General features: G+C 66.6%; 18 protein-coding genes. 12 read left to right on the top strand and 6 right to left on the bottom strand.

Annotation, left to right across the window (positions count from 1 at the left end):
- The first annotated feature begins 72 nt into the window (after positions 1 to 72).
- Complete coding sequence (locus QP457_RS16410; protein ID WP_049465447.1) at positions 73 to 276, top strand: dodecin family protein; 204 nt, start codon at positions 73 to 75, stop codon at positions 274 to 276.
- A 6-nt stretch (positions 277 to 282) separates the two neighbouring features.
- On the opposite strand, the gene QP457_RS16405 is transcribed toward QP457_RS16410, so the two are convergent.
- Complete coding sequence (locus QP457_RS16405) at positions 283 to 1110, bottom strand: kinase (protein WP_205406278.1); 828 nt, start codon at positions 1108 to 1110, stop codon at positions 283 to 285.
- Positions 1111 to 1150: 40 nt separating this feature from the next.
- Between QP457_RS16405 and pdxH the strand changes: the two genes are divergently transcribed.
- Positions 1151 to 1750, top strand: a complete 600-nt coding sequence (gene pdxH, locus QP457_RS16400; RefSeq protein ID WP_205406279.1) for a pyridoxamine 5'-phosphate oxidase — start codon at positions 1151 to 1153, stop codon at positions 1748 to 1750.
- 151 nt (positions 1751 to 1901) lie between these two features.
- Here pdxH and prpR read toward each other — a convergent pair whose 3' ends face one another.
- Complete coding sequence (prpR, locus tag QP457_RS16395; RefSeq protein ID WP_205406280.1) at positions 1902 to 3485, bottom strand: propionate catabolism operon regulatory protein PrpR; 1584 nt, start codon at positions 3483 to 3485, stop codon at positions 1902 to 1904.
- A gap of 156 nt (positions 3486 to 3641) precedes the next feature.
- Between prpR and prpB the strand changes: the two genes are divergently transcribed.
- The 7 genes from prpB (at position 3642) to pbpC (ending at position 18862) form a co-directional block, all read left to right on the top strand.
- Entirely contained in the window at positions 3642 to 4535 is an 894-nt protein-coding gene (gene prpB / locus QP457_RS16390; RefSeq protein ID WP_089236473.1) for a methylisocitrate lyase, read from the top strand.
- A gap of 35 nt (positions 4536 to 4570) precedes the next feature.
- The gene (gene prpC / locus QP457_RS16385) at positions 4571 to 5728 is read left to right on the top strand and encodes a 2-methylcitrate synthase (RefSeq protein ID WP_089236472.1); all 1158 of its coding nucleotides are present in this window, start codon (positions 4571 to 4573) and stop codon (positions 5726 to 5728) included.
- A 109-nt stretch (positions 5729 to 5837) separates the two neighbouring features.
- Positions 5838 to 8456: a Fe/S-dependent 2-methylisocitrate dehydratase AcnD gene (gene acnD / locus QP457_RS16380; protein ID WP_180166178.1), complete on the top strand. Its 2619-nt coding sequence runs from the start codon at positions 5838 to 5840 to the stop codon at positions 8454 to 8456.
- 51 nt (positions 8457 to 8507) lie between these two features.
- A complete protein-coding gene (prpF, locus tag QP457_RS16375; RefSeq protein WP_205406281.1) occupies positions 8508 to 9686 on the top strand; it encodes a 2-methylaconitate cis-trans isomerase PrpF in 1179 nt (392 codons plus the stop codon).
- A gap of 148 nt (positions 9687 to 9834) precedes the next feature.
- Entirely contained in the window at positions 9835 to 11295 is a 1461-nt protein-coding gene (locus QP457_RS16370) for a bifunctional 2-methylcitrate dehydratase/aconitate hydratase (RefSeq protein ID WP_205406282.1), read from the top strand.
- 246 nt (positions 11296 to 11541) lie between these two features.
- Entirely contained in the window at positions 11542 to 16428 is a 4887-nt protein-coding gene (locus QP457_RS16365; RefSeq protein ID WP_240196703.1) for an alpha-2-macroglobulin, read from the top strand.
- A 49-nt stretch (positions 16429 to 16477) separates the two neighbouring features.
- Positions 16478 to 18862, top strand: coding sequence for a penicillin-binding protein 1C (pbpC, locus tag QP457_RS16360; protein ID WP_205406284.1), 2385 nt, complete (start codon positions 16478 to 16480; stop codon positions 18860 to 18862).
- Between the two features lie 241 nt (positions 18863 to 19103).
- On the opposite strand, the gene QP457_RS16355 is transcribed toward pbpC, so the two are convergent.
- Both QP457_RS16355 and QP457_RS16350 read right to left on the bottom strand, forming a co-directional pair.
- The gene (locus QP457_RS16355; RefSeq protein ID WP_180166190.1) at positions 19104 to 19685 is read right to left on the bottom strand and encodes a ferritin-like domain-containing protein; all 582 of its coding nucleotides are present in this window, start codon (positions 19683 to 19685) and stop codon (positions 19104 to 19106) included.
- 30 nt (positions 19686 to 19715) lie between these two features.
- Positions 19716 to 20198, bottom strand: coding sequence for a peroxiredoxin (locus QP457_RS16350; protein ID WP_205406285.1), 483 nt, complete (start codon positions 20196 to 20198; stop codon positions 19716 to 19718).
- A gap of 257 nt (positions 20199 to 20455) precedes the next feature.
- Between QP457_RS16350 and QP457_RS16345 the strand changes: the two genes are divergently transcribed.
- Positions 20456 to 21352 carry a DnaJ C-terminal domain-containing protein gene (locus QP457_RS16345; protein WP_100460041.1) on the top strand — a complete coding sequence of 299 codons (897 nt, stop codon included), beginning with the start codon at positions 20456 to 20458 and terminating at the stop codon, positions 21350 to 21352.
- A gap of 99 nt (positions 21353 to 21451) precedes the next feature.
- Here the strand turns inward: QP457_RS16345 and pilH are convergent, their stop codons facing one another.
- Both pilH and QP457_RS16335 read right to left on the bottom strand, forming a co-directional pair.
- Positions 21452 to 21823 (bottom strand): twitching motility response regulator PilH, encoded by a 372-nt coding sequence (gene pilH, locus QP457_RS16340; RefSeq protein ID WP_005410644.1) that lies wholly within the window; start codon positions 21821 to 21823, stop codon positions 21452 to 21454.
- A gap of 88 nt (positions 21824 to 21911) precedes the next feature.
- Positions 21912 to 22907: a YhdH/YhfP family quinone oxidoreductase gene (locus tag QP457_RS16335; protein WP_205406286.1), complete on the bottom strand. Its 996-nt coding sequence runs from the start codon at positions 22905 to 22907 to the stop codon at positions 21912 to 21914.
- A 152-nt stretch (positions 22908 to 23059) separates the two neighbouring features.
- On the opposite strand from QP457_RS16335, the gene hflK reads away from it, so the two are divergent.
- Positions 23060 to 24196 carry an FtsH protease activity modulator HflK gene (hflK, locus tag QP457_RS16330; RefSeq protein ID WP_205406287.1) on the top strand — a complete coding sequence of 379 codons (1137 nt, stop codon included), beginning with the start codon at positions 23060 to 23062 and terminating at the stop codon, positions 24194 to 24196.
- Positions 24193 to 25056, top strand: coding sequence for a protease modulator HflC (locus QP457_RS16325; RefSeq protein ID WP_089236460.1), 864 nt, complete (start codon positions 24193 to 24195; stop codon positions 25054 to 25056). The genes hflK and QP457_RS16325 overlap by 4 nt, the downstream gene beginning before the upstream one ends.
- Positions 25057 to 25066: the final 10 nt, after the last annotated feature.

Genomic DNA, 25066 nt, shown 5'->3' with positions numbered 1-25066 from the left:
CTTGGCCTTTACGTTCTTCACGTCAGGGTGGAGGTTCCTGCGGGGTTTCCCGCGCCTGACGGAGTACCTGCCATGTCGGTTGCCAAGGTCATCGAAATCAATGCGTCCTCGCCCAAGAGCGTGGAGGACGCGGTGCGCAGCGGATTGAAGAAGGTGTCCGGGACGGTCAAGGGCATCCAGGGCGCCTGGATCAACGAGACCAAGGTGGTCACCGACGGCAACGGTGAGATCACCGAATGGCGGGTGAACCTGCGGATCACCTTCCTGGTGGAGTGAGCCTGCTCAGCGCAGCCCCAGCACCTGGCGCTGCGCATCCAGCACCACCATCCGGTCGGCAATGGCCGGCAGCGCACGCAATGCCTGCCGGCTGACCCGCTCGTAGTACTGCACGAAGCGCTCCAGCTGTGGCCGGCTCATGCCGTGCCGGCCCGGCTGGGCCGCCTGCAGGTTCTGCTCCTGCTGCCAGCGCCAACGCGGCACCACCGAGAAATCCGGGGGCTGCAGGAACCACAGGCGGTCGCAGCGCTGCCACAGCGCCGGATAGTCGCGGGCCAGCGCCTGGTTGCACCAGCGCCGCCAGCGGCCATCGCCATCGGCCTCCCGCTCCAGGGCGTTCAGAGGAGTATCCAGTTCGGCCTCGTCCTGCGCCGGAGTGCCGAGGAACCAGCCCTCGAACACCAGCAGGTCCAGCGGCTTTTCGAGGTGGGGCCACTGCGCTTCGGGCAGGCGCTCGTCGGCCAGTTTGTCGAAGCGGGGCAGGGCCAGCGGCTGTCGTGCGGCCACTGCATCCAGTACCGCGTGCGCCAGTGGCAGGTCGTGGGTGCCTGGCGGTCCACGGGTGATCAACAACGGATGCACCTGCCGGGCCAGGCGCTGGCGCTGCGCGCGGGTCAGGTAGACATCGTCGATGGAGAGCGTTGCGGCGTTCAGGCCACGAGCCTGGGCACGGGCGACCACCTGCGCGGCCAGCGTCGATTTGCCGCTCCCCTGCAGGCCGCTGATCGCCAATACTGGAACGGCTGTGCTGCTGCCCAGCGCGTCATCCAGCGCCTGCTCGACCACTGTTTCGGGGAATCCTTTCACCTGGGGCATGTACGCAGCAGCGACCATGCCGCCACAATAGCCCAAACCGTGTGAGAAGAATGCTGTCATGAGCGACCTGTACGCCGAAGCCCTGTCGACCTTTGCCGCCCTGTTCGAAGAAGCGAAACAGAGCCGCGAGGTGGAGCCCAATGCGATGACCGTAGCCACTGCCGATACGCAGGGCCGGCCGTCGGCGCGCACCGTGCTGCTGAAGGCGTTCGACGAGCGCGGCTTCGTGTTCTACACCCACCTGGACAGCCACAAGGGCCGCGAGCTGCAGGCCAATCCGCAGGCGGCGCTGCTGTTCCTGTGGCGCAGCCTGCGCGAGGCCGGCATCCAGGTGCGCATCGAGGGGCGCGTGGAGCAGGTGGCCGACGCCGAGGCAGATGCCTATTTCGCCAGCCGTCCGCGCATGAGCCAGATCGGCGCATGGGCGTCGCTGCAGTCGAAGACCTTGAACACGCGCGAGGAGTTCGACGCGCGCGTGGCCGAGGTCGAGGCACGTTTCGACGGCACGGACGTGCCGCGTCCGGACGGCTGGAGTGGTCTGCGGGTAGTGCCCGACCGTATTGAGTTCTGGTACGGCGCGCAGTTCCGCCTGCACGAGCGCTGGTGCTATGAAGCGGGTGCCGAAGGGCGCTGGAGCAAGCGCCTGCTGTACCCGTAAGGCGTAGTGATGAGGCGCGTGTGGCACTTGTAGTGCCCCGCGATGCCAGTAGATCCACGCCATGCGTGGATGAGGTGTTTGACGGAAGAGCGGTGCGAGCCAAGGTTCGCACCCACCAGACATCGGTTCGCACTCACCAGGCAACAGGCGGTTACAACCCCTCCGCACGCAGCCACCGCCACAGCGTGGTGCGCGATACGCCCAGCGCCTGTGCCATGCCTTCGCGGTCATTGCGGTGTTCCTGCAGCAGCGCCTCCAGCTGCGCACGCGGCGGTCGCTTGCCGTTGCTTTCCACCGGTAGTGCCGCGACGCCTTCGTTCAACAGCTCCGGCGCCAGCTGCAGCAGTCGCGCGGCATCGATCAGCCCTTCACCGGGCTGCCAGTGGATGCGCAGCCGATCCACCAGATTGCGCAGTTCACGCACATTGCCCGGCCAATCGGCTGCGCCGAGCAGGGCCAGCGCTTCTGCATCCAGCGGTGCATCGATGCCGCGCAGTTCGCGGAAGAAGTGCGTGGTCAGCAGCGGGATATCGCTGCGACGCGCGCGCAGAGTGGGCAACGCGATGCGCAACGCGGCCAGCCGGTAATACAGATCGCGACGGAAGCTGCCAGCCGCCGCGCGCTGTTCCAGCGATTGCAGGGTGGCGGCGACCACGCGCAGGTCGACGGGCGTCGGTTCGGTTGCACCGACGCGCAGCACCTCGCGTTCTTCCAGCACGCGCAGCAGGCGGGTCTGCAACGGCAGCGGCAGTTCGCCGATCTCATCCAGGAACAATGTACCGCCGTCGGCGGCCTCGACCAGGCCGACGCGACCACCGCGCCGCGCACCAGTGAAGGCGCCATCGCTGTAGCCGAACAGCTCGGCCTCCAGCAGCGATTCGCTGATCGCGCCGCAGTTCAGTGCGACGAAGCGACCCCGCCGGCCGCTGGCCGCATGCAGCTGCCGCGCTACCAGTTCCTTGCCGGTGCCGGTCTCGCCGGTGACCAGTACGGTGCTGTCGTGCGGGGCGTACAGCGCGATCTGAGCGCGCACGTCGGCCATCGCGTTGCTGTCGCCGAGCAGCGCATGCGCATCGGCGCGCGGTGTGGCCCGTCGGCGCGTAGCCGGGCGCGCGTCCGCCGATCGTGCCAGGGTCTGGGTCAGTTCCAGCGCGTGCTCGAAGGCCTGCCGCACCGAATCTGCCGAGTACAGCAGTACGCCGGGCAGGCCTGCCTGTTCGGCATGGTCGATGGCCATGCCGGTGCCGACGATCACTTCGATGCCGTTGGCGCGCAGGTCGGCGATGCAATCGCGGGCGTCTTCGCGGGTGACGAAACGGCGATGCTCGATGTCCAGGCCGAAGCTCTGCTGGAAGCTGCTGAACACCGGCACGTCGCTGGCGTGGGTGACCAGCCCGATGCGTGGGGCGATGCGGCGCGCCCGCGCCAGCGCTTCCATCAGATCGAAACCGTTGGCCTGGATCGGCACCAGCGGCAGGTCCAGGCGGCCGCGCAGCCAGGCCGCGTTGGAGCCGCCAGCGATCACGACATCGCAGTGCTCGCGGCGCAGGCGTTGGCCGATCACTTCCACTGCTTCCTCGAAGCCGAGGTTGATCTGCTCGATGCGGGCGCGGCGGTCGAATTCGGGAATGACATCGCCCAGCAGGCCGGTAAGGCGCGAGACGCTGACGGTCCAGATCACCGGGCGGCCGGGGTCGGCATCGGCATGGCGCAAGGGCGAGCGGGGCAGGTACATGGCGCGGGGATCGGGTGTGGCGATGTTTCATGATACATCTGTTTCAATGTTTCATATGTTTAGCCGGGGTTGGGCGGTCATCCCCGTGAAATCAATCGCTTGCAGGTTGGCACGGTGCTTGCGCTTACCTCCCTGTCCTTCAACCTGGATCGCCGCATGACCGCTTCCACCCCCTTCTCCGCTGGTGCCCGCTTCCGCGAGGCGCTGGCTGCCGAATCGCCGCTGCAGGTGATCGGCGCGATCAACGCCAACCATGCGCTGCTGGCCAAGCGCGCCGGCTTCCGTGCCATCTACCTGTCCGGCGGCGGCGTTGCGGCTGGCTCGCTGGGCCTGCCGGACCTGGGCATCAACACCTTGGAAGACGTGCTGGTGGACGTGCGCCGCATCACCGATGTCTGCGACCTGCCGCTGATGGTCGACATCGACACCGGCTTCGGCCCGAGCGCGTTCAACATCGCGCGCACCGTGAAGTCGCTGATCAAGGCTGGCGCGGCCGCCTGCCATATCGAAGACCAGGTCGGCGCCAAGCGCTGCGGTCATCGCCCGGGCAAGGAGATCGTCTCGCAGGGTGAAATGGTCGACCGCGTGAAGGCGGCTGCCGATGCCAAGACCGATCCGGACTTCTTCCTGATCGCACGCACCGACGCCATCCAGGTGGACGGCGTGGACAAGGCCATCGAGCGCGCCATCGCCTGCGTCGAAGCCGGTGCCGACGGCATCTTCGCCGAGGCCGCCTACGACCTGGAGACCTACCGCCGCTTCGTCGATGCGGTGAAGGTGCCGGTGCTGGCCAACATCACTGAATTCGGCGCGACCCCGCTGTTCAGCCGCGACGAGCTGGCCTCGGCCGGCGTGGCCATCCAGCTGTTCCCGCTGTCGGCGTTCCGCGCTGCCAACAAGGCGGCCGAGAACGTCTACCAGACGGTCCGCCGCGAAGGCCACCAGCGCAACCTGATCGACAGCATGCAGACCCGCGAGGAGCTGTATGACCGTATCGGCTACCACGCGTTCGAGCAGCAGCTCGATGCGCTGTTCGCCGCCAAGAAATAAGCAGTACCCTGCACCATCAAGTTTCGGAGGGAAACATGAACGATACGACCGCAACCCCGACCTTCAAGCCGAAGAAGTCCGTCGCCCTGTCCGGCACCGCCGCCGGCAACACCGCGCTGTGCAGCGTCGGCCGCAGTGGCAACGACCTGCATTATCGCGGCTACGACATCCTGGACCTGGCCAATACCAGCGAGTTCGAGGAAATCGCCTACCTGCTGGTGCACGGCAAGCTGCCGACCCGCGCCGAGCTGGTTTCGTACAAGGCCAAGCTGAAGTCGCTGCGTGGCATTCCGGCTGCGGTGAAGGCTGCGCTGGAGGAGCTGCCGCCGTCGGCGCACCCGATGGACGTGATGCGCACCGGCGTGTCCGTACTCGGCTGCGTGTCGCCGGAGAAGGACGACCACAACCATCCGGGCGCACGTGACATCGCCGACAAGCTGATGGCCTGCCTGGGCTCGATGCTGCTGTACTGGTACCACTGGAGCCACAACGGCCGCGCGATCGACGTGGAAACCGACGATGACTCCATCGGTGGCCACTTCCTGCACCTGCTGCACGGCGAGAAGCCGCAGGATTCGTGGGTGAAGGCGATGCACACTTCGCTGATCCTGTACGCCGAACACGAGTTCAACGCCTCGACCTTCGCCTGCCGCGTCATTGCCGGCACCGGCAGCGACATGTACAGCGCGATCTGCGGTGGCATCGGTGCGCTGCGCGGTCCCAAGCACGGTGGCGCCAACGAAGTGGCGTTCGAAGTACAGAAGCGCTATGACAACCCGGACGAAGCCGAGGAAGACATCAAGGCCCGCGTCGAGCGCAAGGAAGTGGTGATCGGTTTCGGCCACCCGGTCTACACCGTGTCCGATCCGCGCAACAAGGTGATCAAGGACGTCGCCCGCGAACTGTCCGAAGAACAGTCGAGCCTGAAGATGTACGACATCGCCGAGCGCCTGGAAACGGTGATGTGGGACATCAAGAAGATGTTCCCGAACCTGGATTGGTTCAGCGCCGTCAGCTACCACATGATGGGCGTGCCGACCGCGATGTTCACCCCGTTGTTCGTGATCGCCCGCACCGCCGGCTGGAGCGCGCACATCGTCGAACAGCGCATCGACGGCAAGATCATCCGCCCGAGCGCCAATTACATCGGCCCGGAAGATCGTGAGTTCGTGGCCATCGACAAGCGTTCCTGATCATCGCCACTGTTGCACTGCTGCATGCATCCGGCCGGCCCCGTGCCGGCCGGATGTTTTCGCCGCCGCATCGCCGGCACCCGGCCCGCCTCAAGCATTCCGCCAGCCCATGAATATCGACTATCGCAAGAACCTCCCCGGCGCCTCGCTGGACTACTTCGACGCGCGCGCCGCGGTCGATGCCATCCAGCCCGGTGCCTATGCCACGCTGCCGTACGTTTCGCGCGTGCTGGCCGAAAACCTGGTGCGTCGCTGCGACCCGGCCACGTTGACCGACTCGCTGAAGCAGCTGATCGAGCGCCGTCGCGACCTGGACTTCCCGTGGTTCCCGGCGCGCGTGGTGTGCCATGACATCCTCGGCCAGACCGCGCTGGTCGACCTCGCTGGCCTGCGTGATGCGATCGCCGACAAGGGCGGTGACCCGGCCAAGGTCAATCCGGTGGTGCCGGTGCAGCTGATCGTCGATCACTCGCTGGCGGTGGAGTGCGGTGGTTTCGATCCGCAGGCGTTCGAGAAGAACCGCGCCATCGAGGATCGCCGCAATGAAGATCGCTTCCACTTCATCGACTGGACCAAGCTGGCCTTCGAGAACGTGGACGTGATTCCGCCGGGCAACGGCATCATGCATCAGATCAACCTGGAGAAGATGTCGCCGGTGATCTACGTGCAGGACGGTGTGGCCTTCCCCGATACCTGCGTGGGCACCGACAGCCATACCCCGCATGTGGATGCGCTGGGCGTGATCGCCATCGGCGTGGGCGGCCTGGAAGCGGAGAACGTGATGCTGGGCCGCGCGTCGTGGATGCGCCTGCCGGACATCATCGGCGTCGAGCTGACCGGCAAGCCGCAGCCGGACATCACTGCCACCGACGTGGTGCTGGCCCTGACCGAGTTCCTGCGCAAGGAACGCGTGGTCGGCGCCTGGCTTGAATTCTTCGGCGAGGGTGCCGCCGCACTGACCATCGGTGATCGCGCCACCATCTCCAACATGTGCCCCGAATACGGCGCCACCGCCGCGATGTTCTATATCGACGGGCAGACGCTTGATTACCTGCGCCTGACCGGTCGCGAGGAAACGCAGGTCGCACTGGTCGAAAACTACGCGCGCAGCACCGGCCTGTGGGCCGATGACCTGGTCACCGCGGAGTACGAGCGCGTACTGCACTTCGATCTGTCGACGGTGGTGCGCAACATGGCCGGCCCGAGCAATCCGCATCGCCGCCTGCCGGTATCGGAACTGGTCGAGCGTGGCATCGCCGATGCCGCCAAGCTGGAGGCCGGCAAGGCCGAACAGGCACAGGGCCTGATGCCCGACGGTGCGGTGATCATCGCCGCCATCACCAGCTGCACCAATACCTCCAACCCGCGCAATGTGATCGCTGCGGCGCTGCTGGCACGCAAGGCCAACGAGCGTGGCCTGCTGCGCAAGCCGTGGGTGAAGTCGTCGCTGGCGCCGGGTTCGAAGGCCGTGCAGCTGTACCTTGAGGAATCCGGCCTGCTGCCGGACCTGGAGAAGCTGGGCTTCGGCATCGTCGCCTTCGCCTGCACCACCTGTAATGGCATGAGCGGCGCGCTGGATCCGAAGATCCAGCAGGAAATCATCGATCGCGACCTGTACGCCACCGCGGTGCTGTCGGGCAACCGCAACTTCGACGGCCGCATCCATCCGTACGCGAAGCAGGCGTTCCTTGCCTCGCCGCCGCTGGTGATCGCCTACGCCATCGCCGGCACCATCCGCTTCGACATCGAAAAGGATGTGCTGGGCGTGGACACCGACGGCAACGAGGTGCGCCTGAAAGACATCTGGCCGAGCGACGCCGAAATCGACGCGGTGGTGAAGGCTGCAGTGAAGCCGGAGCAGTTCCGCAGCGTCTACAACCCGATGTTCAACGTGCGCGTGGAGCACGCTGCAAAGGTCAGTCCGCTGTACGACTGGCGCGCGCAGAGCACCTACATCCGCCGCCCGCCGTACTGGGAGGGCGCACTGGCCGGTGAGCGCACGCTGGCGGGCATGCGTGCGCTGGCAGTGCTGCCGGACAACATCACCACCGACCACCTGTCGCCGTCCAACGCGATCCTGGCGTCGAGTGCTGCCGGTGAGTACCTGGCGAAGATGGGCCTGCCGGAAGAGGACTTCAATTCCTACGCCACCCACCGCGGCGACCACCTGACTGCGCAACGTGCCACCTTCGCCAACCCGAAGCTGTTCAACGAGATGGTGCGCAACGAAGATGGCAGCGTGAAGCAGGGCTCGCTGGCGCGCGTGGAGCCGGAAGGCAAGGTCATGCGCATGTGGGAGGCGATCGAGACCTACATGGAGCGCAAGCAGCCGCTGATCATCATCGCCGGTGCCGATTACGGCCAGGGCAGTTCGCGTGACTGGGCCGCCAAGGGCGTGCGTCTGGCTGGCGTAGAGGCCATCGTTGCCGAAGGCTTCGAGCGCATCCACCGTACCAACCTGATCGGCATGGGCGTGCTGCCGCTGGAGTTCAAGCCGGGAACCACCCGCCTGACCCTGGGCATCGACGGCACCGAGACCTTCGATGTGATCGGCGAGCGGACGCCGCGCGCAGAGTTGCGCGTGGTCATCCACCGCCGCGATGGCCAGGACGTGATCGTGCCGGTGACCTGCCGCCTGGACAGCGACGAGGAAGTGGCGATCTACGAGGCCGGCGGCGTGCTGCAGCGCTTCGCCCAGGACTTCCTGGAAGGCGCCAAGGTGGCGTGAGACATCCGACGGCCCGGAAAAGGGCCGTCTTTCATTGCAAGGAATCGATCCATGGCATTTCTCCCGCAACTCCGCATCCCCGCCACCTACATGCGTGGCGGCACCAGCAAGGGCGTGTTCTTCCGCCTGCAGGACCTGCCCGAAGCCGCGCAGACGCCGGGCGCCGCGCGCGATGCGCTGCTGATGCGCGTGATCGGTTCGCCCGACCCGTATGGCAAGCAGACCGACGGCATGGGCGGCGCGACGTCCAGCACCAGCAAGTGCGTGATCATTTCCACCGCTTCGGTGCCCGACCACGACGTGGATTACCTGTACGGCCAGGTGTCGATCGACACGGCATTCGTGGACTGGAGCGGCAACTGCGGCAATCTCAGCACCGCTGTCGGGCCGTTCGCCATCGCCAACGGCCTGATCGATCCGGCCCGGGTGCCGCGCGATGGCTTGTGCACCGTGCGCATCTGGCAGGCCAACATCGGCAAGACCATCATCGCCCATGTGCCGATGCGCGATGGTGAAGTGCAGGAGATCGGCGATTTCGAGCTGGATGGCGTGACCTTCCCGGCCGCAGAGATCCAGCTGGAATTCATCGACCCGTCCGACGATGGCGATGCTGGCGCGATGTTCCCCACCGGCAACCTGGTCGATACGCTGGACGTGCCGGGCGTGGGCAGTTTCGAGGTGACGATGATCACTGCCGGCATCCCGACCATCTTCCTCAACGCTGCCGACCTCGGTTACACCGGCACCGAGTTGCAGCCGGCGATCAATGAAGACAAGGCGGCCCTGGAGCGCTTCGAGAAGATCCGTGCCCATGGCGCCTTGCGCATGGGCCTGATCCAGGCGCTGGAAGATGCGGCCACCCGCCAGCACACGCCGAAGGTGGCTTTCGTTGCCCCTGCGCAGGACTACGTGTCGTCCAGCGGCAAGGCGATTTCGTCTGCGGACATCGATCTGCATGCACGCGCGCTGTCGATGGGCAAGCTGCACCACGCGATGATGGGCACCGCTGCAGTGGCGATCGGTACCGCCGCGGCAATCCCCGGCACGCTGGTCAATCGTGCGGCCGGTGGCGGCGAACGTGAAGCGGTGACCTTCGGTCATCCCTCCGGCACGTTGCGTGTGGGTGCGCAGGCGGCGCTCGTTGACGGCCAGTGGACGGTGTCCAAGGCCATCATGAGCCGCAGTGCCCGCGTGCTGATGGAAGGCAAGGTGCGGGTGCCCGCCGAGTGATGGGCTGGTCGGCGGTGGCATCACATGCTTCGGTAGATGCCAACCTTGGTTGGCATGGAGAAGGCAGCGCCGGGTGAACGTCCGCGCCAACCAAGGTTGGCGACTACCGGGTCTGGCGTGGCCTGGCAAACCTACGAGGAGATCGACGATGTCCGAGAATCACACCCCGTCCAACACGCGTGCAGCCTGGGATGCGCTGCTGATGGATATCGTCGACTACGTGCGTGACACCCGCATCGATTCACCGCTGGCGTTCCAGACTGCGCATCACTGCCTGCTCGACACGCTTGGCTGCGGGCTGGAGGCGCTGTCCTTCCCCGCCTGCAGCAAGCTGCTGGGGCCGCTGGTGCCGGGCATCAGCGTGGCCAATGGCGCGCGTGTCCCCGGCACCAACTTCGTACTCGATCCGGTGCAGGCGGCCTTCAACATCGGCGCAATGGTGCGCTGGCTGGATTTCAACGACACCTGGCTGGCCGCCGAATGGGGCCACCCCTCGGACAACCTGGGTGGCATCCTTGCCGTAGCCGACTGGCTCGGCCGCAATGCGGCCGCGTTGCGACGCCCGCCGCCGACCGTGCACGACGTGCTGCTGGCGATGATCAAGGCGCACGAGATCCAGGGCGTGTTGGCGCTGGAGAACTCCTTCAACCGCGTTGGCCTGGACCACGTGCTGCTGGTCAAGGTGGCCACCACCGCCGTCGTCGCGCAGATGCTCGGGTTGGACCGCGAGCGCATGCTCAATGCGGTGTCGCTGGCCTGGGTGGATGGGCAGGCGCTGCGCACCTACCGGCATGCGCCCAACACCGGCTCGCGCAAGAGCTGGGCAGCCGGTGATGCGACCAGCCGTGGCGTGCGCCTGGCGCTGATGGCCGCCACCGGCGAGATGGGCTACCCCAGCGTGCTCAGTGCACCGACCTGGGGCTTCGAGGCGGTATCGATGCATGGCCAGGCGCTGACCCTCGGCCGCGCCTTCGGCAGCTACGTGATGGAAAACGTGCTGTTCAAGATCAGTTTCCCGGCCGAGTTCCACGGGCAGACAGCGGTGGAGGCTGCGGTCCTGCTGCACCATCAGCTCCGCGCGCTGGGGCGGAAGGTCGAGGACATCGAGCACATCGCGATCCGTACCCAGCAAGCCTGCATCCGCATCATCGACAAGCAGGGCCCGTTGCATAACCCCGCCGACCGCGACCACTGCGTGCAGTACATGGTCGCCATCGCGCTGCTGCATGGGCGGCTGGTGGCCGAGGACTACGAGGACGACATGGCGGCCGATCCGCGCATCGACACGCTGCGGGCGAAGATGGCCTGCCATGAAGACCCGCAGCTCAGCGCCGATTACCTGGATCCCGACAAGCGCAGCATCGCCAACGGCCTGAGTGTGCGTTTCAGTGATGGCAGCGCGCTGCCGGAGGTGCTGGTGGAGTACCCGCTGGGCCACGCGCGCCGGCGCGCAGAGGGTATTCCGCTGCTGATGGACAAGTTCCGCCGGCATCTGGCGCACCGCTTCCCGACTGCCCAGCAGCAACGGATCCTGGCTGCCTCGCTGGACCCGGTCGCGCTGGCGGCGATGCCGGTGACCGACTACGTGGACCTGTACCTGCCGGGGTAGGGCGCACTTTGGTGGGTGCCAACCTTGGTTGGCACGGCCTCGGCATCGCCCGGTCGAGGTCCGGCGCCAACCAAGGTTGGCGACTACCGGGCTTCCGGACCTGCTTTGGTGAGTGCCAACCTCGATTGGCACAGCGCCAACCAAGGTTGGCGTCTACCGGGTGCCCGGCGTCAACGCCTTGACGCGGCGGCCCTATAATGGGTACCTCGATCAAGGAGTGACGACATGAGCGGTCCGGCACGGCGGATGCGGTGGGGATGGACGGCAGCTTTGCTGACAGGAGGCCTGTTGCTGGGCCTGGCCGGTTGCCGCAACGACAGCGGGCAGCTGCCGAAGGCCAGCGGCGAGGCCATCGCCACCAAGGCCGAGCAGGTGAAGGAGTTCACCCTGCTGCGAGCCTACCCGGACCAGAAAAGTGAAGGACTGTCGCTGGCGCTGGAGTTCTCGCGCCCGTTGGTCGGCACCCAGGACTTCGACAAGCTGGTGCGCTTCGAAGAGAAGGTCGGCAACGATGACAGTAGCTGGACCCTGTCCGATGACGGCCTGACCCTGCGCTACCCCTTCGTCGAAGCCGGCAAGGAATTCAGTCTGGTCGTCTCCCCGGACCTGCTGGCCGCCGATGGCAGCCGCCTGGGCAAGGAACTGAAGCAGAAGGTGTTCAGCGGCGAGCTGAAGCCGGTGGCCGGTTTCGCCTCGCAGGGCAGCGTGCTGCCGGCCAAGGACAGCCGCGGCCTGCCGGTGGTGTCGGTGAACGTGCCGGAGGTCGATGTCGAGTTCCTGCGCGTGCGCGAAAAGGACCTGCCGACCTTCTTCAGCCAGTACCAGCGCGGCGGTCGCCGTGGCAGCTGGGAACTGAGCAGCGACTACGAGCGCAGCCCGATCAACAAGCTGGCCGAGCCGGTCTACGTCAACCGTTTCATTCTGGGTGGCAAGCAGAACGAGCGGGTGCTGACCTACCTGCCGACCCAGGACATCAAGGAGCTGCAGGAGCCGGGGCTGTATTTCGCCCTGCTCAAGCGCACCGGTGACTACGAGGGCGAGTTCGATACCGCGTTCTTCTCGGTCAGCGACATCGGCCTGCACACCCGCGCGTACAAGGACAAGCTGTTCGTACACACCGCCGCGCTCAAGGACGGTGCATCGCTGAAGGGTATCGACCTTCGCGTGCTCGATGCCAAGGGCGAGGTGGTGCTGAAGGGCAGCACCGACAGCAACGGCAATGCGCTGCTGAACTACACCCTGGACGCCACCCACGTGCTGGTGGCCAGCAGCGGCAAGGACACCAGCTTCCTGCCCTTCAACCAGCCCGCGTTGGACCTGAGCGAGTTCGCCGTGGCCGGCCGTGACAACGCCTGGTTCGATGTCTACGCCTGGTCGGGCCGCGACCTGTACCGCCCGGGTGAGACGGTGCGCCTGTCGGCGCTGCTGCGTGACAACGATGGCAAGCCGGTGAAGAGTCAGCCGGTGTTCCTGCGCCTGAAGCAGCCCGACGGCAAGACCTTCCGCGAAACCCGCGTGCAACCGGGCGAACAGGGCTACATCAATTTCGAGCAGACCATTCCCGCCGAGGCGCCGACCGGGCGCTGGCAGGTCGAGTTCCGCACCGACCCGGCCAGCAAGGAAGCGATCCAGGGCATGACCCTGCGCATCGAGGAGTTCCTGCCCGAGCGCATGAAGCTGGACCTGGACAGCGCCCAGAAGACGCTGAAGCCGGGCGAAGACCTGCGTCTGCAGGCCAACGGTGCCTATCTGTATGGTGCCCCGGCCGATGGCAACCGCTTCACCGCGCGCATGGCGGTGGCCGCCGAACAGAAGCCGGTGGAGGGGCTGCCGGGTTACTTCTTCGGCGACCCGACCCTGCAGCTGCCGCGCGAAGCCAAGGATGTGATCGACACCACGCTGCCGGCCAATGGCCAGCTGCGCGAAGACGTGTCGTTGCCGGAAGAAGCGGTCAAAGCGAAGGCGCCGATCGCGGTGGTACTGTCTGGCAGCCTGTATGAAACCGGTGGCCGCACGGTCACCCGCACCCTGAAGCGGGTGGTGTGGCCGGCCGCCGCACTGGTCGGCGTGCGCCCGTTGTTCAACCCGGACGACGGCGCTGATTCCAACGGCAACGCGCGCTTTGAACTGATGCGCGTGGATGCGGACGGCAAGCCGCAGCCGGCCAAGGGCCTGAAGATCACCCTGGTGCGCGAGCTGCGCGACTACCACTGGACCTTCAACGACAACCGCTGGGATTACGATTTCACCCGCCGTTTCGAAAACAAGGAAACCCGTACCGTCGATGCGGGCGGCAGCGCGGTCGCCTTCGACTTCCCGGTGGAGTGGGGCGAATACCGGGTGGACGTGTTCGATCCGTCCACCGGCCTGACCAGCCGCTATCCCTTCCGCGCCGGCTGGAGCTGGGGCGATGACAACCGTGGCCTCGATGCCCGCCCGGACAAGGTCAAGCTGGGCCTGGACAAGACCGGCTACAAGGCCGGCGATACCCTGGAAGTGACGGTGACCCCGCCGCACGCCGGCAAGGGTGTGCTGATGGTCGAGACCGACCGCATGCTGTACGTGCAGGACATCGACGCCAAGCCCGGTGCCACCTACAAGATTCCGGTCACCGCCGATTGGGAGCGCCACGACGTCTACATCACCGCCCTGGTGTTCCGCGGCGGTAGTGCGCCGAGCAAGATCACCCCGGCCCGCGCGGTGGGCGTGGTGCACGTGCCGATGGACCGCAAGGGCCGCACCGTAGCCGTCGGCCTGGCCGCACCCAAGCAGATGCGACCGGAGCAGGATCTGCCGGTGACGGTCAGCGCACCGCAGCTGGCCGGCAAGACCGCGCACGTCACTGTTTCGGCGGTGGACGTGGGCATTCTCAACATCACCCGCTTCCCGGTGCCTGATGCTGGCGCGCACTTCTTCGCCCAGCGCCGCCTTGGCATCGATGCCTATGACATCTACAGCCGGGTGATCGAGAGCTTCGACGGCAGCAGTGGCAAGTTGAAGTTCGGTGGCGACATGGCACTGCAGGCGTTGCCGCAGGCCAAGCGGCCGACCGCGCGCGTGCAGACCGTGGACCTGTTCTCCGGCCCGGTGCAGCTCGATGCCAAGGGCATTGCCCGCATCCGCCTGAAGGTGCCGGATTTCAATGGCACCCTGCGCGTGTCAGCGCTGGTCTACAGCGATGACCAGTACGGCAAGCGCGATGTGGAAACCATCGTGCGCGCGCCGATCCTGGCCGAGGCCAGCATGCCGCGCGTGCTCGCCCCGGGCGACCGCAGCACCGTCACCCTGGACGTGCAGAACTTCACCGGCAAGCCCGGTCAGTTCAACGTGCGCGTGGACAGCGAAGGCCCGCTCAGCCTGAGCGAGGGCACCCGTAGCGTGCAGCTCAATGCTGATGCCAAGACCACGTTGAGCTTCCCGTTGTCGGCGCGCGAGGGCCACAGCGTGGCCAAGGTGCGCGTGCGCGTGGATGGCAACGGCTTCAAAGCCGACCGCCGCTACGATCTGCCGGTACGCGCGGCGTGGCCGCAGGTGCTGCGTTCGCAGGTGCGCACGCTCGATCCGCTGGCTGCGGTGAGCCTGGATGGCAGCCTGATGGACGGGCTGATGTCCGAATCGGTCAATGCCCGCCTGCTGGTCAGCCCGCTGCCGCCGATCCCGTTCGCCAGTGCGCTGCAGGGCGCGCTGAACTACCCGTACGGCTGCGCCGAACAGACCACCAGCAAGGGCTACGCCGCGCTGATCCTGGACCAGGCGACTTCGTCCATGCTCGGCGCTGATGGGCTGGACGCGAAGACCCGTCGCGAGCGCATGGAAGGTGCGTTCGGTCGCCTGGCGTCGATGCAGGTGGCCAACGGCAACTTCTCGATGTGGGGTGACGACGGCTACGTGAACCCGTGGCTGACGCCGTACATCGCCGAGTTCCTGCTCGATGCCAAGGACGGTGGTTTTGCGGTGCCGGACAACGTGCTGCAGAAGGCGCTGAACCGCCTGAGCGAAGACCTGCTGTCCGGTGGCAACCAGTTCTACGGTCAGGAAAAACGCGAAAGCCTGAAGTTCGCCAACCAGGCGTACTCGGGTTACGTGCTGGCCCGCGTCAATCGCGCGCCGCTGGGCACCCTGCGCACGCTGTACGACAACGAACGCAGCAAGGCCGTGGGTGGCCTGTCGCTGGTGCATCTGGGCGTGGCACTGTCGCTGCAGGGCGATGCCAAGCGTGGCCAGGCTGCTCTTGCGGCCGGCTTCGCCAAGTCCAGCAGCGAACGTCCGTCGTACTTCGGCGACTACGGCAGTGCCGTACGCGACGACGCACTGATGATCGCGCTGACCCACGAAAACAAGTTGGCCAAGCCGGCATGGGATGCACGCGCGGTCGATCTTGGCCGCGGCCTGGATGCGCGCCGCAACAGTGGCTGGATGTGGCTGAGCACGCAGGAACAGGTGGCCATCGCCCGCCTCGGCAAGGCGTTGGCTGCCAACCAGAAGGCACTGGTGGCCGGTGAGCTGGTGATTGGTGGCAGCACCGAGGCCATCGGCGAGCGCAAGCTGTTTGGCCGCAACTTCGACGCAGGGAAGCTGGCCGCGGGCGTGCGCTTCACGCCGCAGGGGCAGCCGCCGATGTTCGCCAGCATCGACGTGGCCGGCATCCCGCGCAGCGCACCGGCACCGGACAACAGCGTGATCGGCGTCGAGCGCAGTTACTTCGGCACCGATGGCAAGCCGTGGTCGCCGCGTCCGCTGAAGGAGGGTGAAGCGCTGATCGTGCGCGTCACCATCACCGCCGACAGCGAGATGCCCGATGCGCTGCTGACCGACCTGCTGCCGGCAGGCCTGGAGATCGAGAACCTCAACCTGGGCGATGCCAAGCAGTGGGCCGACGTGGTGGTGGATGGCATCACCATCAGCGACCGCAGCGAAGCGGCCGATACCAAGCACGAAGAGTTCCGCGATGACCGCTACGTGGCGGCGCTGAAGCTCTCGCGCGGCAGCAAGGCCAATGTGTTCTATCTGGTGCGTGCGGTCACTCCGGGTACCTACACGGTGCCGCCGTCGCTGGTGGAGGACATGTACCGGCCGCAGCTGCGTGGCGTCGGCCGCAGCAACCCGACCACGTTGACGGTGGTACAGCCGTGATCGTGCGGACGGGCCGCGACGGCGCGGCCCGTCCCACGGGATGCCGTGGATGAAGGTGGGATCGCTGAAAACGCGGCTGCCGCGCCTGCCGCAGCGGCTGCAACCGCTGTGGCCGTGGCTGCGCTGGGGCACGGCTGCATTGCTGGCGCTGTTGCTGGTGCTGGATGTCGTCTTCCCGCCACCGTTGCCGAAGCAGCGCGACACCAGCACGCTGGTGGTTGCCGCTGACGGCAGCCCGTTGCGTGCGTTCGCCGACGCCGAGGGCGTGTGGCGCTATCCGGCGTCGGTCGACAGCGTCTCGCCGCTGTACCTGCAGGCGCTGCTGACCTACGAGGATCGCTGGTTCTGGCAGCACCCGGGCATCAATCCGCTGGCGATCCTGCGTGCCAGCGGCCAGTTGCTGCGCGGTGGCCGCATCGTCTCCGGTGGCTCGACCCTGACCATGCAGGTCGCGCGCATTCTGGATCCGCATACACGCACCCCCTGGGGCAAGCTGAAGCAGATGCTGCGTGCGGTGCAGCTGGAAGTGCACCTGTCCAAGCGCGAGATCCTCGCGTTGTATCTGGAGCGCGCGCCCTACGGTGGCACTATCGAGGGCGTGGAAGCGGCCAGCTGGGCCTATCTGGGCAAACCGGCCGCGCAGCTCTCGCATGCCGAGGCCGCGCTGCTGGCGGTGCTGCCACAGGCGCCCAGTCGCTTGCGCCCGGACCGTCATCCCGAAGCCGCGCAGAAGGCGCGCGACAAGGTGCTGGCGCGCATGGCCGAGCTCGGCGCGTGGACGCCGGACGAAGTGGAAGATGCGCGCATCGAGAACGTGGTTGCACGCTCACTGCGTCCGCCGTTGCATGCCGCACTGCTGGCGCAGCGCCTGCATTCGGCGCAGCCGGGCAAGGCGCGGATCCAGAGCAGCATCGACATCGGCCTGCAGCGCACCCTGGAAGAGCGCGTGGCCAGCTATTTCTCCACGCTGCCCGAGCGCACCTCGGCGGCGCTGCTGGTGGTCGACAACCAGACCCTGCAGGCGCGTGCTTACGTCGGCACGCTGTCGTTCGGTGATCGGCAACGGCTGGGTCACGTGGACATGGTGCAGGCCTGGCGTTCCCCGGGCTCCACGCTGAAGCCGTTCCTGTACGCGATGGCACTTGATGATGGCCTGATCCATTCCGAGAGCCTGCTGGTGGATGCGCCGCAGAGTTTCGGCAACTACCGGCCAGGCAACTTCGACATGGCCTTCAACGGACCGATCAGTGCCGCCAGTGCCTTGCGTCTGTCGTTGAATGTGCCGTCGGTCGACCTGCTGCAACGGGTGGGTGCCGCACGCTTCGCCGCGCGCTTGTCGCACGCCGGCATCCAGCTGCGTTTCCCGCCGGGCAGCTCGCCGAATCTGTCGCTGATTCTTGGCGGCACCGGCGCGCGCCTGGAAGACCTGGTCGGTGCGTTTGCCGCACTCAACCGCAACGGTATTGCCGGCCGCGTGCGCTATACCGATGACGAACCGATGATCGAACGGCGCCTGGCGTCGCCCGGTGCCAGCTGGATCGTGCGCGAGATGCTGGAATCGAACCCGCGCCCGGGCTATGGCGTTGGCACGTTCGATGTTGGCGGGCGGCCGCGCGTGGCCTGGAAGACCGGCACCAGCTACGGCTACCGCGATGCGTGGGCGATCGGCAGTACCCGCCACTACACCGTGGGTGTGTGGGTGGGGCGGCCCGATGGCACGCCCTTGCCGGGCCAGTACGGTGCGGTCACGGCGTTGCCGCTGATGTTCGAAGTGGTCGACAGCCTGCCGCGCCAGCGCGGCGATGCGGCGGCCGCGCCGATGCCGGCCAGCGTGACCGAAGCGGACATCTGCTGGCCGACCGGTGGACTGGCCGAAGCGTTGCCCACCGAGCTCTGCCAGCGACGCCTGTCGGCTTACCTGCTGGACGGTGCTGCGCCGCCCACGTTCCCGGAGCGCGACGCGCGGCGTTGGCAGCCCGGTCGTCAGCGTTATCTGGCCGACGCGCGCACCGGCCTGCGGGTATCGGCCGACTGCAGCGCACCGCATGACGAAGTCGCGCGTGAGATCGCGCGATGGCCGGCGCTGCTGTCGCCCTGGCTGCCCAAGGCCACGCGCGATGCCTCACAGCTTCCCGCGTTGTCGCCGGACTGCCGCGACGATGGTCGCGAGGCCAGCGTGGCCCTGCATATCGATGGCCTCAACGAGGGCGCGACGCTGGCGCGTGCGCCGAATGCCGAGCATGGTGTACGCCTGCAGCTGCGCGCATTGGGCAGCGAGCAGGCGGTGGATTGGCTGCTGGATGGCCGCTGGATCGCGCAGACGCGCGGTGCGCAGCTGATGCAGCGCGAGTTCGCCGATCCGGGGACGCATACGTTGACCGCGCTGGCCGCTGACGGCGCCTGGACGCAGGTGAGGTTCAACGTCCTCAGGTAGGTGCCGACCTTGGCCATGGCCCGGCGCTACCGATGCACCATGACCCGGTAGGTGCCAACCTTGGTTGGCACGCGCAGAAGCTGCCCACCAAGGTGGGCGACTACCAAGGCGTTCGCCGGGCATGGTCCGGCACCCCTGATGCACCATGACCCGGTAGATGCCAACCTTGGTTGGCATGCGCAGAAACTGCCAGCCAAGGTTGGCAACTACCGGAGTATTCGCCGGCCATGGCCCGGAGCTGTTATTCCCCGATCCAGCCCTCCAGCAGGTCGGCGAACTCATCGGCGTGCTCCTCCTCCTGCGCCAGGATCTCCTCCAGAATGCGCTTGGTGGTGGTATCGCTGTCGCCGATGAAGTTGATCATCTCGCGGTAGCTGTCGATGGCGATGCGCTCGGCCACCAGGTTCTCGCGGACCATGTCGCGCAGGTCGCTGCCTTCCTTGTATTCGGCGTGCGAGCGTGCGGTCAGCGTGTCCGGATTGAGGTCCGGTTCGCCGCCGAGCTGGACGATGCGCTCGGCCAGCTTGCTCGCATGTGCCTGTTCCTGCTGCGCGTGCTCGAGGAACTCCCCCTTGACTGCATCGGCCAGCATGCCCTTGGCCATGAAATAGTGGCGGTAATAGCGCAGCACGCACACATATTCGGTGGCCAGTGCGTCGTTAAGCAGCTTGATCACCACCTTGCGGTCGGCGCTGTAGCTGTCGGTGATCGCACCGTCTTCGATGTTCTTCCGCGCCCGCTCGCGCAGGGTCTGGCGGTCGCTGATGCCGGCGACCTTGGCCGAAGGGGAGGCGTTGCTGGCTTTGGCTGGCTTGTTGGACATGGCTGGCCGGTTTCCTTTGCAGTCAGGGTTTCAGGTTGGAAGGTGCTCCAGCACATACTCGGCCGAAGACACCTCGAACTGCCCGGGTTCCTCGATCCAGGCTGCGCGTACCGTGCCGTCCACCACGTACAGGGCAAAGCGGCGAGAACGGGTGCCCATGCCCGAGGCACTGGCATCGAGCTCCAGGCCAAGCGCGCGGGTCAGTTCCGCGTTTCCGTCGGACAACATCAGCAGACCGTCGGGCACGTGCTGGTCGGTGGCCCAGGCCTTCATCACGAACGGATCGTTGACCGCCATGCAGTAGACGTCGATGCCGCGCTTGCGGAAGGCATCGAATGATTCCACGTAGCCCGGCAGGTGGCGCGCCGAGCAGGTGGGGGTGAAGGCACCGGGCACGGCGAACAGCACCACCTTGCGCCCGTCGAACAGGGCGTGGGTATCGAGGGTCTCGATACCTTCGCGGATGCGCTTGAGGGTGACTTCCGGAATGCGGTCGCCGACATGGATGGTCATGGGAACTCCTTGCTGGATGAGGGTAGGGGCCAGGAGGGGACGGACGCGTCAAGACATTGGAAAACCCATGTATACACCCCATTTCCGTCGTCTGCGGGGGCTCTCAGCCACAGCATGGGGCAGGGCGATGGCAGGCGCATTGCGCTGGATCAGTCGGCCTCACCGTTGCCGCACGACCGGCGGCGTAGCATCGCCGGCGCGTAGAATGAACCCGGGGCGGCGCCACCGGCGCCGCCGAAGCGAATCGAGGTAGCTGGATGGAATTCAAGGATTATTACGCCACCCTGGGGGTGGAACCGAGCGCGGGCGAAGCGGAAATCAAGACCGCTTATCGCCGGCTGGCACGCAAGTACCACCCGGACGTCAGCAAGGAGGCCGGGGCCGAAGACAAGTTCAAGGCCATCAACGAGGCCTACGAGGCGCTGCGCGATCCCGAGAAGCGCGCGGCCTATGACCAGCTGCGCGCGCAGGGCTATCGCCCGGGCGAGGAATTCAACGTGCCGCCGAACTATGGCGGCGGCGGTTTCAATTTCGAGGAAGTGTTCGGTGGTGGTGGCGGTGGCCCCAACGGGGGCTTCAGCGACTTCTTCGAGAGCCTGTTCGCGCGCCAGCGCGGCGGCCAGGGCGCGGGCCCCGGTCCGGGCTTCAGCAGCCACGGCCACGCGCCCAACCGCGACACCCGGGCCAAGCTGTCGGTACCGCTGGAGGCGGCCTACAACGGCGACAGCCTGCGCATCACCGTCAACGGCAAGCAGCTGGACGTGCGCGTGCCCAAGGGCATCCGTCCCGGGCAGGTGATCCGCCTGGCCGGGCAGGGCAACCACGGCGGCAACCTGCTGCTGGAAGTGGAGTACGCCGCGCATCCGCAGTTCGAGGTGGATGGCCGCAACATCCTGTACACGCTGCCGGTCACCCCGTGGCAGGCGGCGCTGGGCACCAGCATCAGCGTGCCGACCCTGGGCGGAGCGGTGGAGCTGAAGATTCCGGCCGACTCCGATGCCGGTCGCAAGCTGCGCCTGCGTGGGCGCGGCCTGCCGGGCAGCCCGGAAGGCGATCAGATCGTCGAGCTGGAGATTGTCGCCCCGGCGGCGACCGACGAGGCGCAGAAGAAGGCCTATCGGAATCTGGCCAAGGCGTTTGGCGAAACGATCTGAAGATAGTGCCGGCCGCTGGCCGGCAAAGGCGTGCCAACCAAGGTTGGCATCTACCAGGGCGGGGTGCCAACCAAGGTTGGCACCTGCCAGAGCGGTGTGTCAGCCCTGGCCGGCGAACACCCGCTCCAGCACTTCGGACAGTTCGTCTTCCGAGAACGGTTTGGTGATGTAGGCCTTGGCACCCTGGCGCATGCCCCACATGCGGTCGGTGTCCTGGTCCTTGGTGGTCACCAGGATCACCGGAATGTGCCGGGTCGCTTCATCGCGGGCGAGGGTGCGGGTGGCCTGGAAGCCATTGAGGTTGGGCATCACCACGTCCATCAGCACCAGGTCGGGCAGCTCGGCCTTGGCGGTCTCCACCCCGGCCGCGCCATCGGTGGCGGTCAGGATCTGGTGCCCGAGCTTCTCGACGATGCGCTGTATCCCCAACAGCTGCGACGGTGAGTCGTCGACGATCAGAATGCGTGCCATGTTGTTCCCCATGTGATGCCGGAAGTGTAGTGCCGGCATCCGGTTGGCGGGAGGGCGACAGCTGCCGTCCGTCGCCTGCCTGCGACGTTCAGTCGATCCGCACCACCGTGCGGCCAAGCGAGCCGCCCGCCAGCATGCGATCGAACACCGCAGGCAGGCCGTCCAGGCCGACTTCGGCGGTGCAGATGCGGTCCAGGTGCTGCGGTTTCCACGCGTCGCCCAAGCGTGCCCACACTTCTTCGCGCAGCGCGCGCGGGGCATTGGCCGACGACACACCAAGCAGCGATACACCGCGCAGGATGAAGGGCATCACGGTCATGTCCAGCGTCGGGCTGGCGGCCAGGCCTGCACTGACCACGCTGCCATAGGGCACGGTCTGTGCCAGCAGACTGGCCAGCATCGGCCCGCCGGCGTTGTCCAGGCCTCCACCGAAGCGTGCCGACTGCAGCGGACCGGTGTCGGCAAGGGCATCACGCGGCAACACTTCGGCAGCACCGATGCCGCGCAGGAAGTCGATCTGCTCCGGTTTACCGCTGATCGCGTGCACGGCATAGCCGGCGCGGCTGAAGATGTCCACAGCCAGGGCACCGACCCCACCGCTGGCACCGGTGACCGCCAGTGGCCCCAACTCTGGCGTCTGCCGGTTGTCCTGCAGGCGCAGCAGGGCCAGCGCTGCGGTGAAGCCGGCGGTGCCCAGCACCATTGCCTCGCGCGGGCTCAGGCCTGCCGGCTGGGCGATGACCGCGCTCGATTCCAGTCGCACGTACTGGCTGTAGCCACCATCGCGGGTTTCGCTGAGGCCGCAGCCGGTGGCCAGGACCGCATCGCCCTCGCGCCAGGCCGGATCGGTGGAGGCGACCACCGTGCCGGCCACGTCGATGCCGCCCACCAGCGGGAATCGGCGCAGGATCCGGCCTTTGCCGGTGCCAGCCAGGGCATCCTTGTAGTTGACCGAGGACCAGTGGGCACGGATCAGCACCTGGCCGGGGTTGAGGTCGTCCAGGCTCAGCGGCACCAGGCCGCTGCGGTAACCGGCGTCGTCGTTTTCGATGCGGAAGGCGGTGAACGGGGTGGTGGGGGCCATCGGCGTTGCCTGACTTCAAGGAAAACGCCACCTTACCCGTTCCGGACCCTTTCAATCCTGCCGGTCAGCCCCATCTTGTATGATCGGTAGTGGTTCATGGCTGGCGTTGCGGGAAGGGCCCGCGTCGCAGCCCACATCTTGATGGAGCGTGCATGGCCTGGAATACACCCGGCGGCAACAAGGGCGGACAAGGCCCCGAGGACAATCGACGCGGGCCGTTCGGGTCGCGCGGCGGTGGCAATGGTGGCGGCTGGGGCGGATTGCCCGGACCGCTGAAAGACCTGTTCGATGGCGGCATCCTGCGTTGGGTGGTGGCAGCGGTGGTCCTGCTGGTGCTGTTCTCCAGCTTCCAGCTGATCGGCGAACAGCAGCGTGGCGTCGTGCTGCGCTTCGGCCAGTTCTCGCGCATCCTGACCCCAGGCCCGAACTTCAAGTTGCCCTGGCCGATCGAATCGGTCACCAAGGTCAACGCCACCGAGATCAAGACCTTCTCGATCCAGGTGCCGGTGCTGACCCGCGACGAGAACATCGTCAACGTCTCGTTGAACGTGCAGTACCGCATCGATGACCCGCAGCAGTATCTGTTCGGCACTGTCGATGCCAACCAGGTGCTGGAACAGTCGGCGCAGAGCGCGGTGCGCGAGGAAGTCGGCCGCGCCGACCTCAACGCCGTGTTGAACAACCGTGGCCCGCTGGCCGTGGCCGCTGAAGAGCGCCTGCAGACATTGCTGGCGGCCTTCAAGACCGGTCTGACCGTGACCGGCCTGACCCTGCAGGACGCCCGTCCGCCGGAAGAGGTCAAGCCGGCCTTCGACGAGGTCAACGGTGCCCAGCAGGTCAAGGAGCGCCTGATCAACGAAGCCCAGGCCTATGCGGCCAAGGTCGTGCCTGAAGCGCGTGGCCAGTCCTCGCGTGCCCGTACCACCGCCGAAGGCTACAAGCAGGCCGTGGTATCCAAGGCCGAGGGTGATGCCCAGCGCTTCAGCCTGCTGCAGGCCCAGTACAAGGAAGCACCGGAAGTCACCCGCAAGCGCCTGTGGCTGGAAACGGTGCAGCAGGTGTTGAGCGAGAACCGCAAGGTCATTGGCGGCGATGGCCGTCAGCTGATCTACGTGCCGATGACCGGCGATACCCGTGCCAGCACCTCGGCACAGGCGCCGGTACCGAACCCGGACGTGGTGATGCCGTCGCTGCCGGGTACCACGGCAGTGGAAGCTTCCCGTGATCCGGGCCGGCCGGTGGGCCGCCCGACCGGGCGTTCGAGCGGCCGTGAGGAGGGCAGCCGATGAGAAATTCAATGTGGATCGCCGTTGTCGTAGCGGTGCTGCTGGGCCTGCTGGGCTCGGTGTACGTGGTCCGTGAGGACCAGACCGCCATGGTCCTGAACCTGGGCAAGGTGGTGCGTTCGGACATCAAGCCGGGCCTGCACTTCAAGCTGCCGGTGGTGGAAACGGTGCGGGTGTTCGACCGCCGCTTCCAGGTGCTGGACACTGCCCCGGCACGCTACTTCACCGCCGAGCAGAAGGACGTCAGCGTCGACTTCTTCGCCATCGGTTACATCTCCAACGTGGGTGATTACTTCCGTGCCACCGGTGGCGATCCGCGTATCGCCAACGCCCGCCTGGCACCGATCATCACCGACTCGCTGCGCAACCAGATCAACTCGCGCACCCTGCAGCAGCTGGTCTCCGGCGACCGCAGCGAGCTGATCGCCGAGCAGCTGAAGGGGATCAACGAAGCCGTTGCCGGTCTGGGCATGCAGATGATCGACCTGCGCATCAAGCAGGTGGATCTGCCGACCGACAGCCAGGTGATCAATGACGTGTACGAGCGCATGCGCGCCCAGCGCAAGCAGGAAGCCGCCAAGCTGCGCGCCGAAGGCGAGGAGCAGTCGCTGACCATCCGCGCCCAGGCCGACCGTGACAGCACCGTGCTGATCGCAGAAGCCGAACGCGATGCCCAGCGCCTGCGTGGTGAAGGCGATGCCGAGGCCGCGCGCATCTACGGCAAGGCTGGTTCGGCTGACCCGTCGTTCTACGCGTTCTACCGCAGCCTCGAGGCCTATCGCGGCTCGATGACCGACGGCAACGGCGTGATCGTGCTGGACAAGAACGACCCGTTCCTGCAGTACCTCAAGAACGATCGCTGAGTCCGCACGG

It is taken from the genome of Stenotrophomonas sp. As-7, assembly GCF_030291015.1.
Lineage (GTDB): Bacteria > Pseudomonadota > Gammaproteobacteria > Xanthomonadales > Xanthomonadaceae > Stenotrophomonas > Stenotrophomonas lactitubi.
The sequence above is the reverse complement of the archived record's forward strand: the minus strand, read 5'-3'. Positions and strand labels throughout refer to the sequence as shown.

Bases quoted from the DNA above. Each gene is read 5' to 3' on its own strand.
- QP457_RS16325 (WP_089236460.1), top strand. From the start codon at position 24,193: ATGAGAAATTCAATGTGGATCGCCGTTGTCGTAGCGGTGCTGCTGGGC.
- QP457_RS16410 (WP_049465447.1), top strand. From the start codon at position 73: ATGTCGGTTGCCAAGGTCATCGAAATCAATGCGTCCTCGCCCAAGAGC.
- prpR (WP_205406280.1), bottom strand. From the start codon at position 3,485: ATGTACCTGCCCCGCTCGCCCTTGCGCCATGCCGATGCCGACCCCGGC.
- QP457_RS16345 (WP_100460041.1), top strand. From the start codon at position 20,456: ATGGAATTCAAGGATTATTACGCCACCCTGGGGGTGGAACCGAGCGCG.
- QP457_RS16335 (WP_205406286.1), bottom strand. From the start codon at position 22,907: ATGGCCCCCACCACCCCGTTCACCGCCTTCCGCATCGAAAACGACGAC.
- acnD (WP_180166178.1), top strand. From the start codon at position 5,838: ATGAATATCGACTATCGCAAGAACCTCCCCGGCGCCTCGCTGGACTAC.
- QP457_RS16350 (WP_205406285.1), bottom strand. From the start codon at position 20,198: ATGACCATCCATGTCGGCGACCGCATTCCGGAAGTCACCCTCAAGCGC.
- prpB (WP_089236473.1), top strand. From the start codon at position 3,642: ATGACCGCTTCCACCCCCTTCTCCGCTGGTGCCCGCTTCCGCGAGGCG.
- prpF (WP_205406281.1), top strand. From the start codon at position 8,508: ATGGCATTTCTCCCGCAACTCCGCATCCCCGCCACCTACATGCGTGGC.
- pdxH (WP_205406279.1), top strand. From the start codon at position 1,151: ATGAGCGACCTGTACGCCGAAGCCCTGTCGACCTTTGCCGCCCTGTTC.
- pilH (WP_005410644.1), bottom strand. From the start codon at position 21,823: ATGGCACGCATTCTGATCGTCGACGACTCACCGTCGCAGCTGTTGGGG.
- QP457_RS16355 (WP_180166190.1), bottom strand. From the start codon at position 19,685: ATGTCCAACAAGCCAGCCAAAGCCAGCAACGCCTCCCCTTCGGCCAAG.
- prpC (WP_089236472.1), top strand. From the start codon at position 4,571: ATGAACGATACGACCGCAACCCCGACCTTCAAGCCGAAGAAGTCCGTC.
- QP457_RS16370 (WP_205406282.1), top strand. From the start codon at position 9,835: ATGTCCGAGAATCACACCCCGTCCAACACGCGTGCAGCCTGGGATGCG.
- QP457_RS16365 (WP_240196703.1), top strand. From the start codon at position 11,542: ATGCGGTGGGGATGGACGGCAGCTTTGCTGACAGGAGGCCTGTTGCTG.
- hflK (WP_205406287.1), top strand. From the start codon at position 23,060: ATGGCCTGGAATACACCCGGCGGCAACAAGGGCGGACAAGGCCCCGAG.
- pbpC (WP_205406284.1), top strand. From the start codon at position 16,478: ATGAAGGTGGGATCGCTGAAAACGCGGCTGCCGCGCCTGCCGCAGCGG.
- QP457_RS16405 (WP_205406278.1), bottom strand. From the start codon at position 1,110: ATGGTCGCTGCTGCGTACATGCCCCAGGTGAAAGGATTCCCCGAAACA.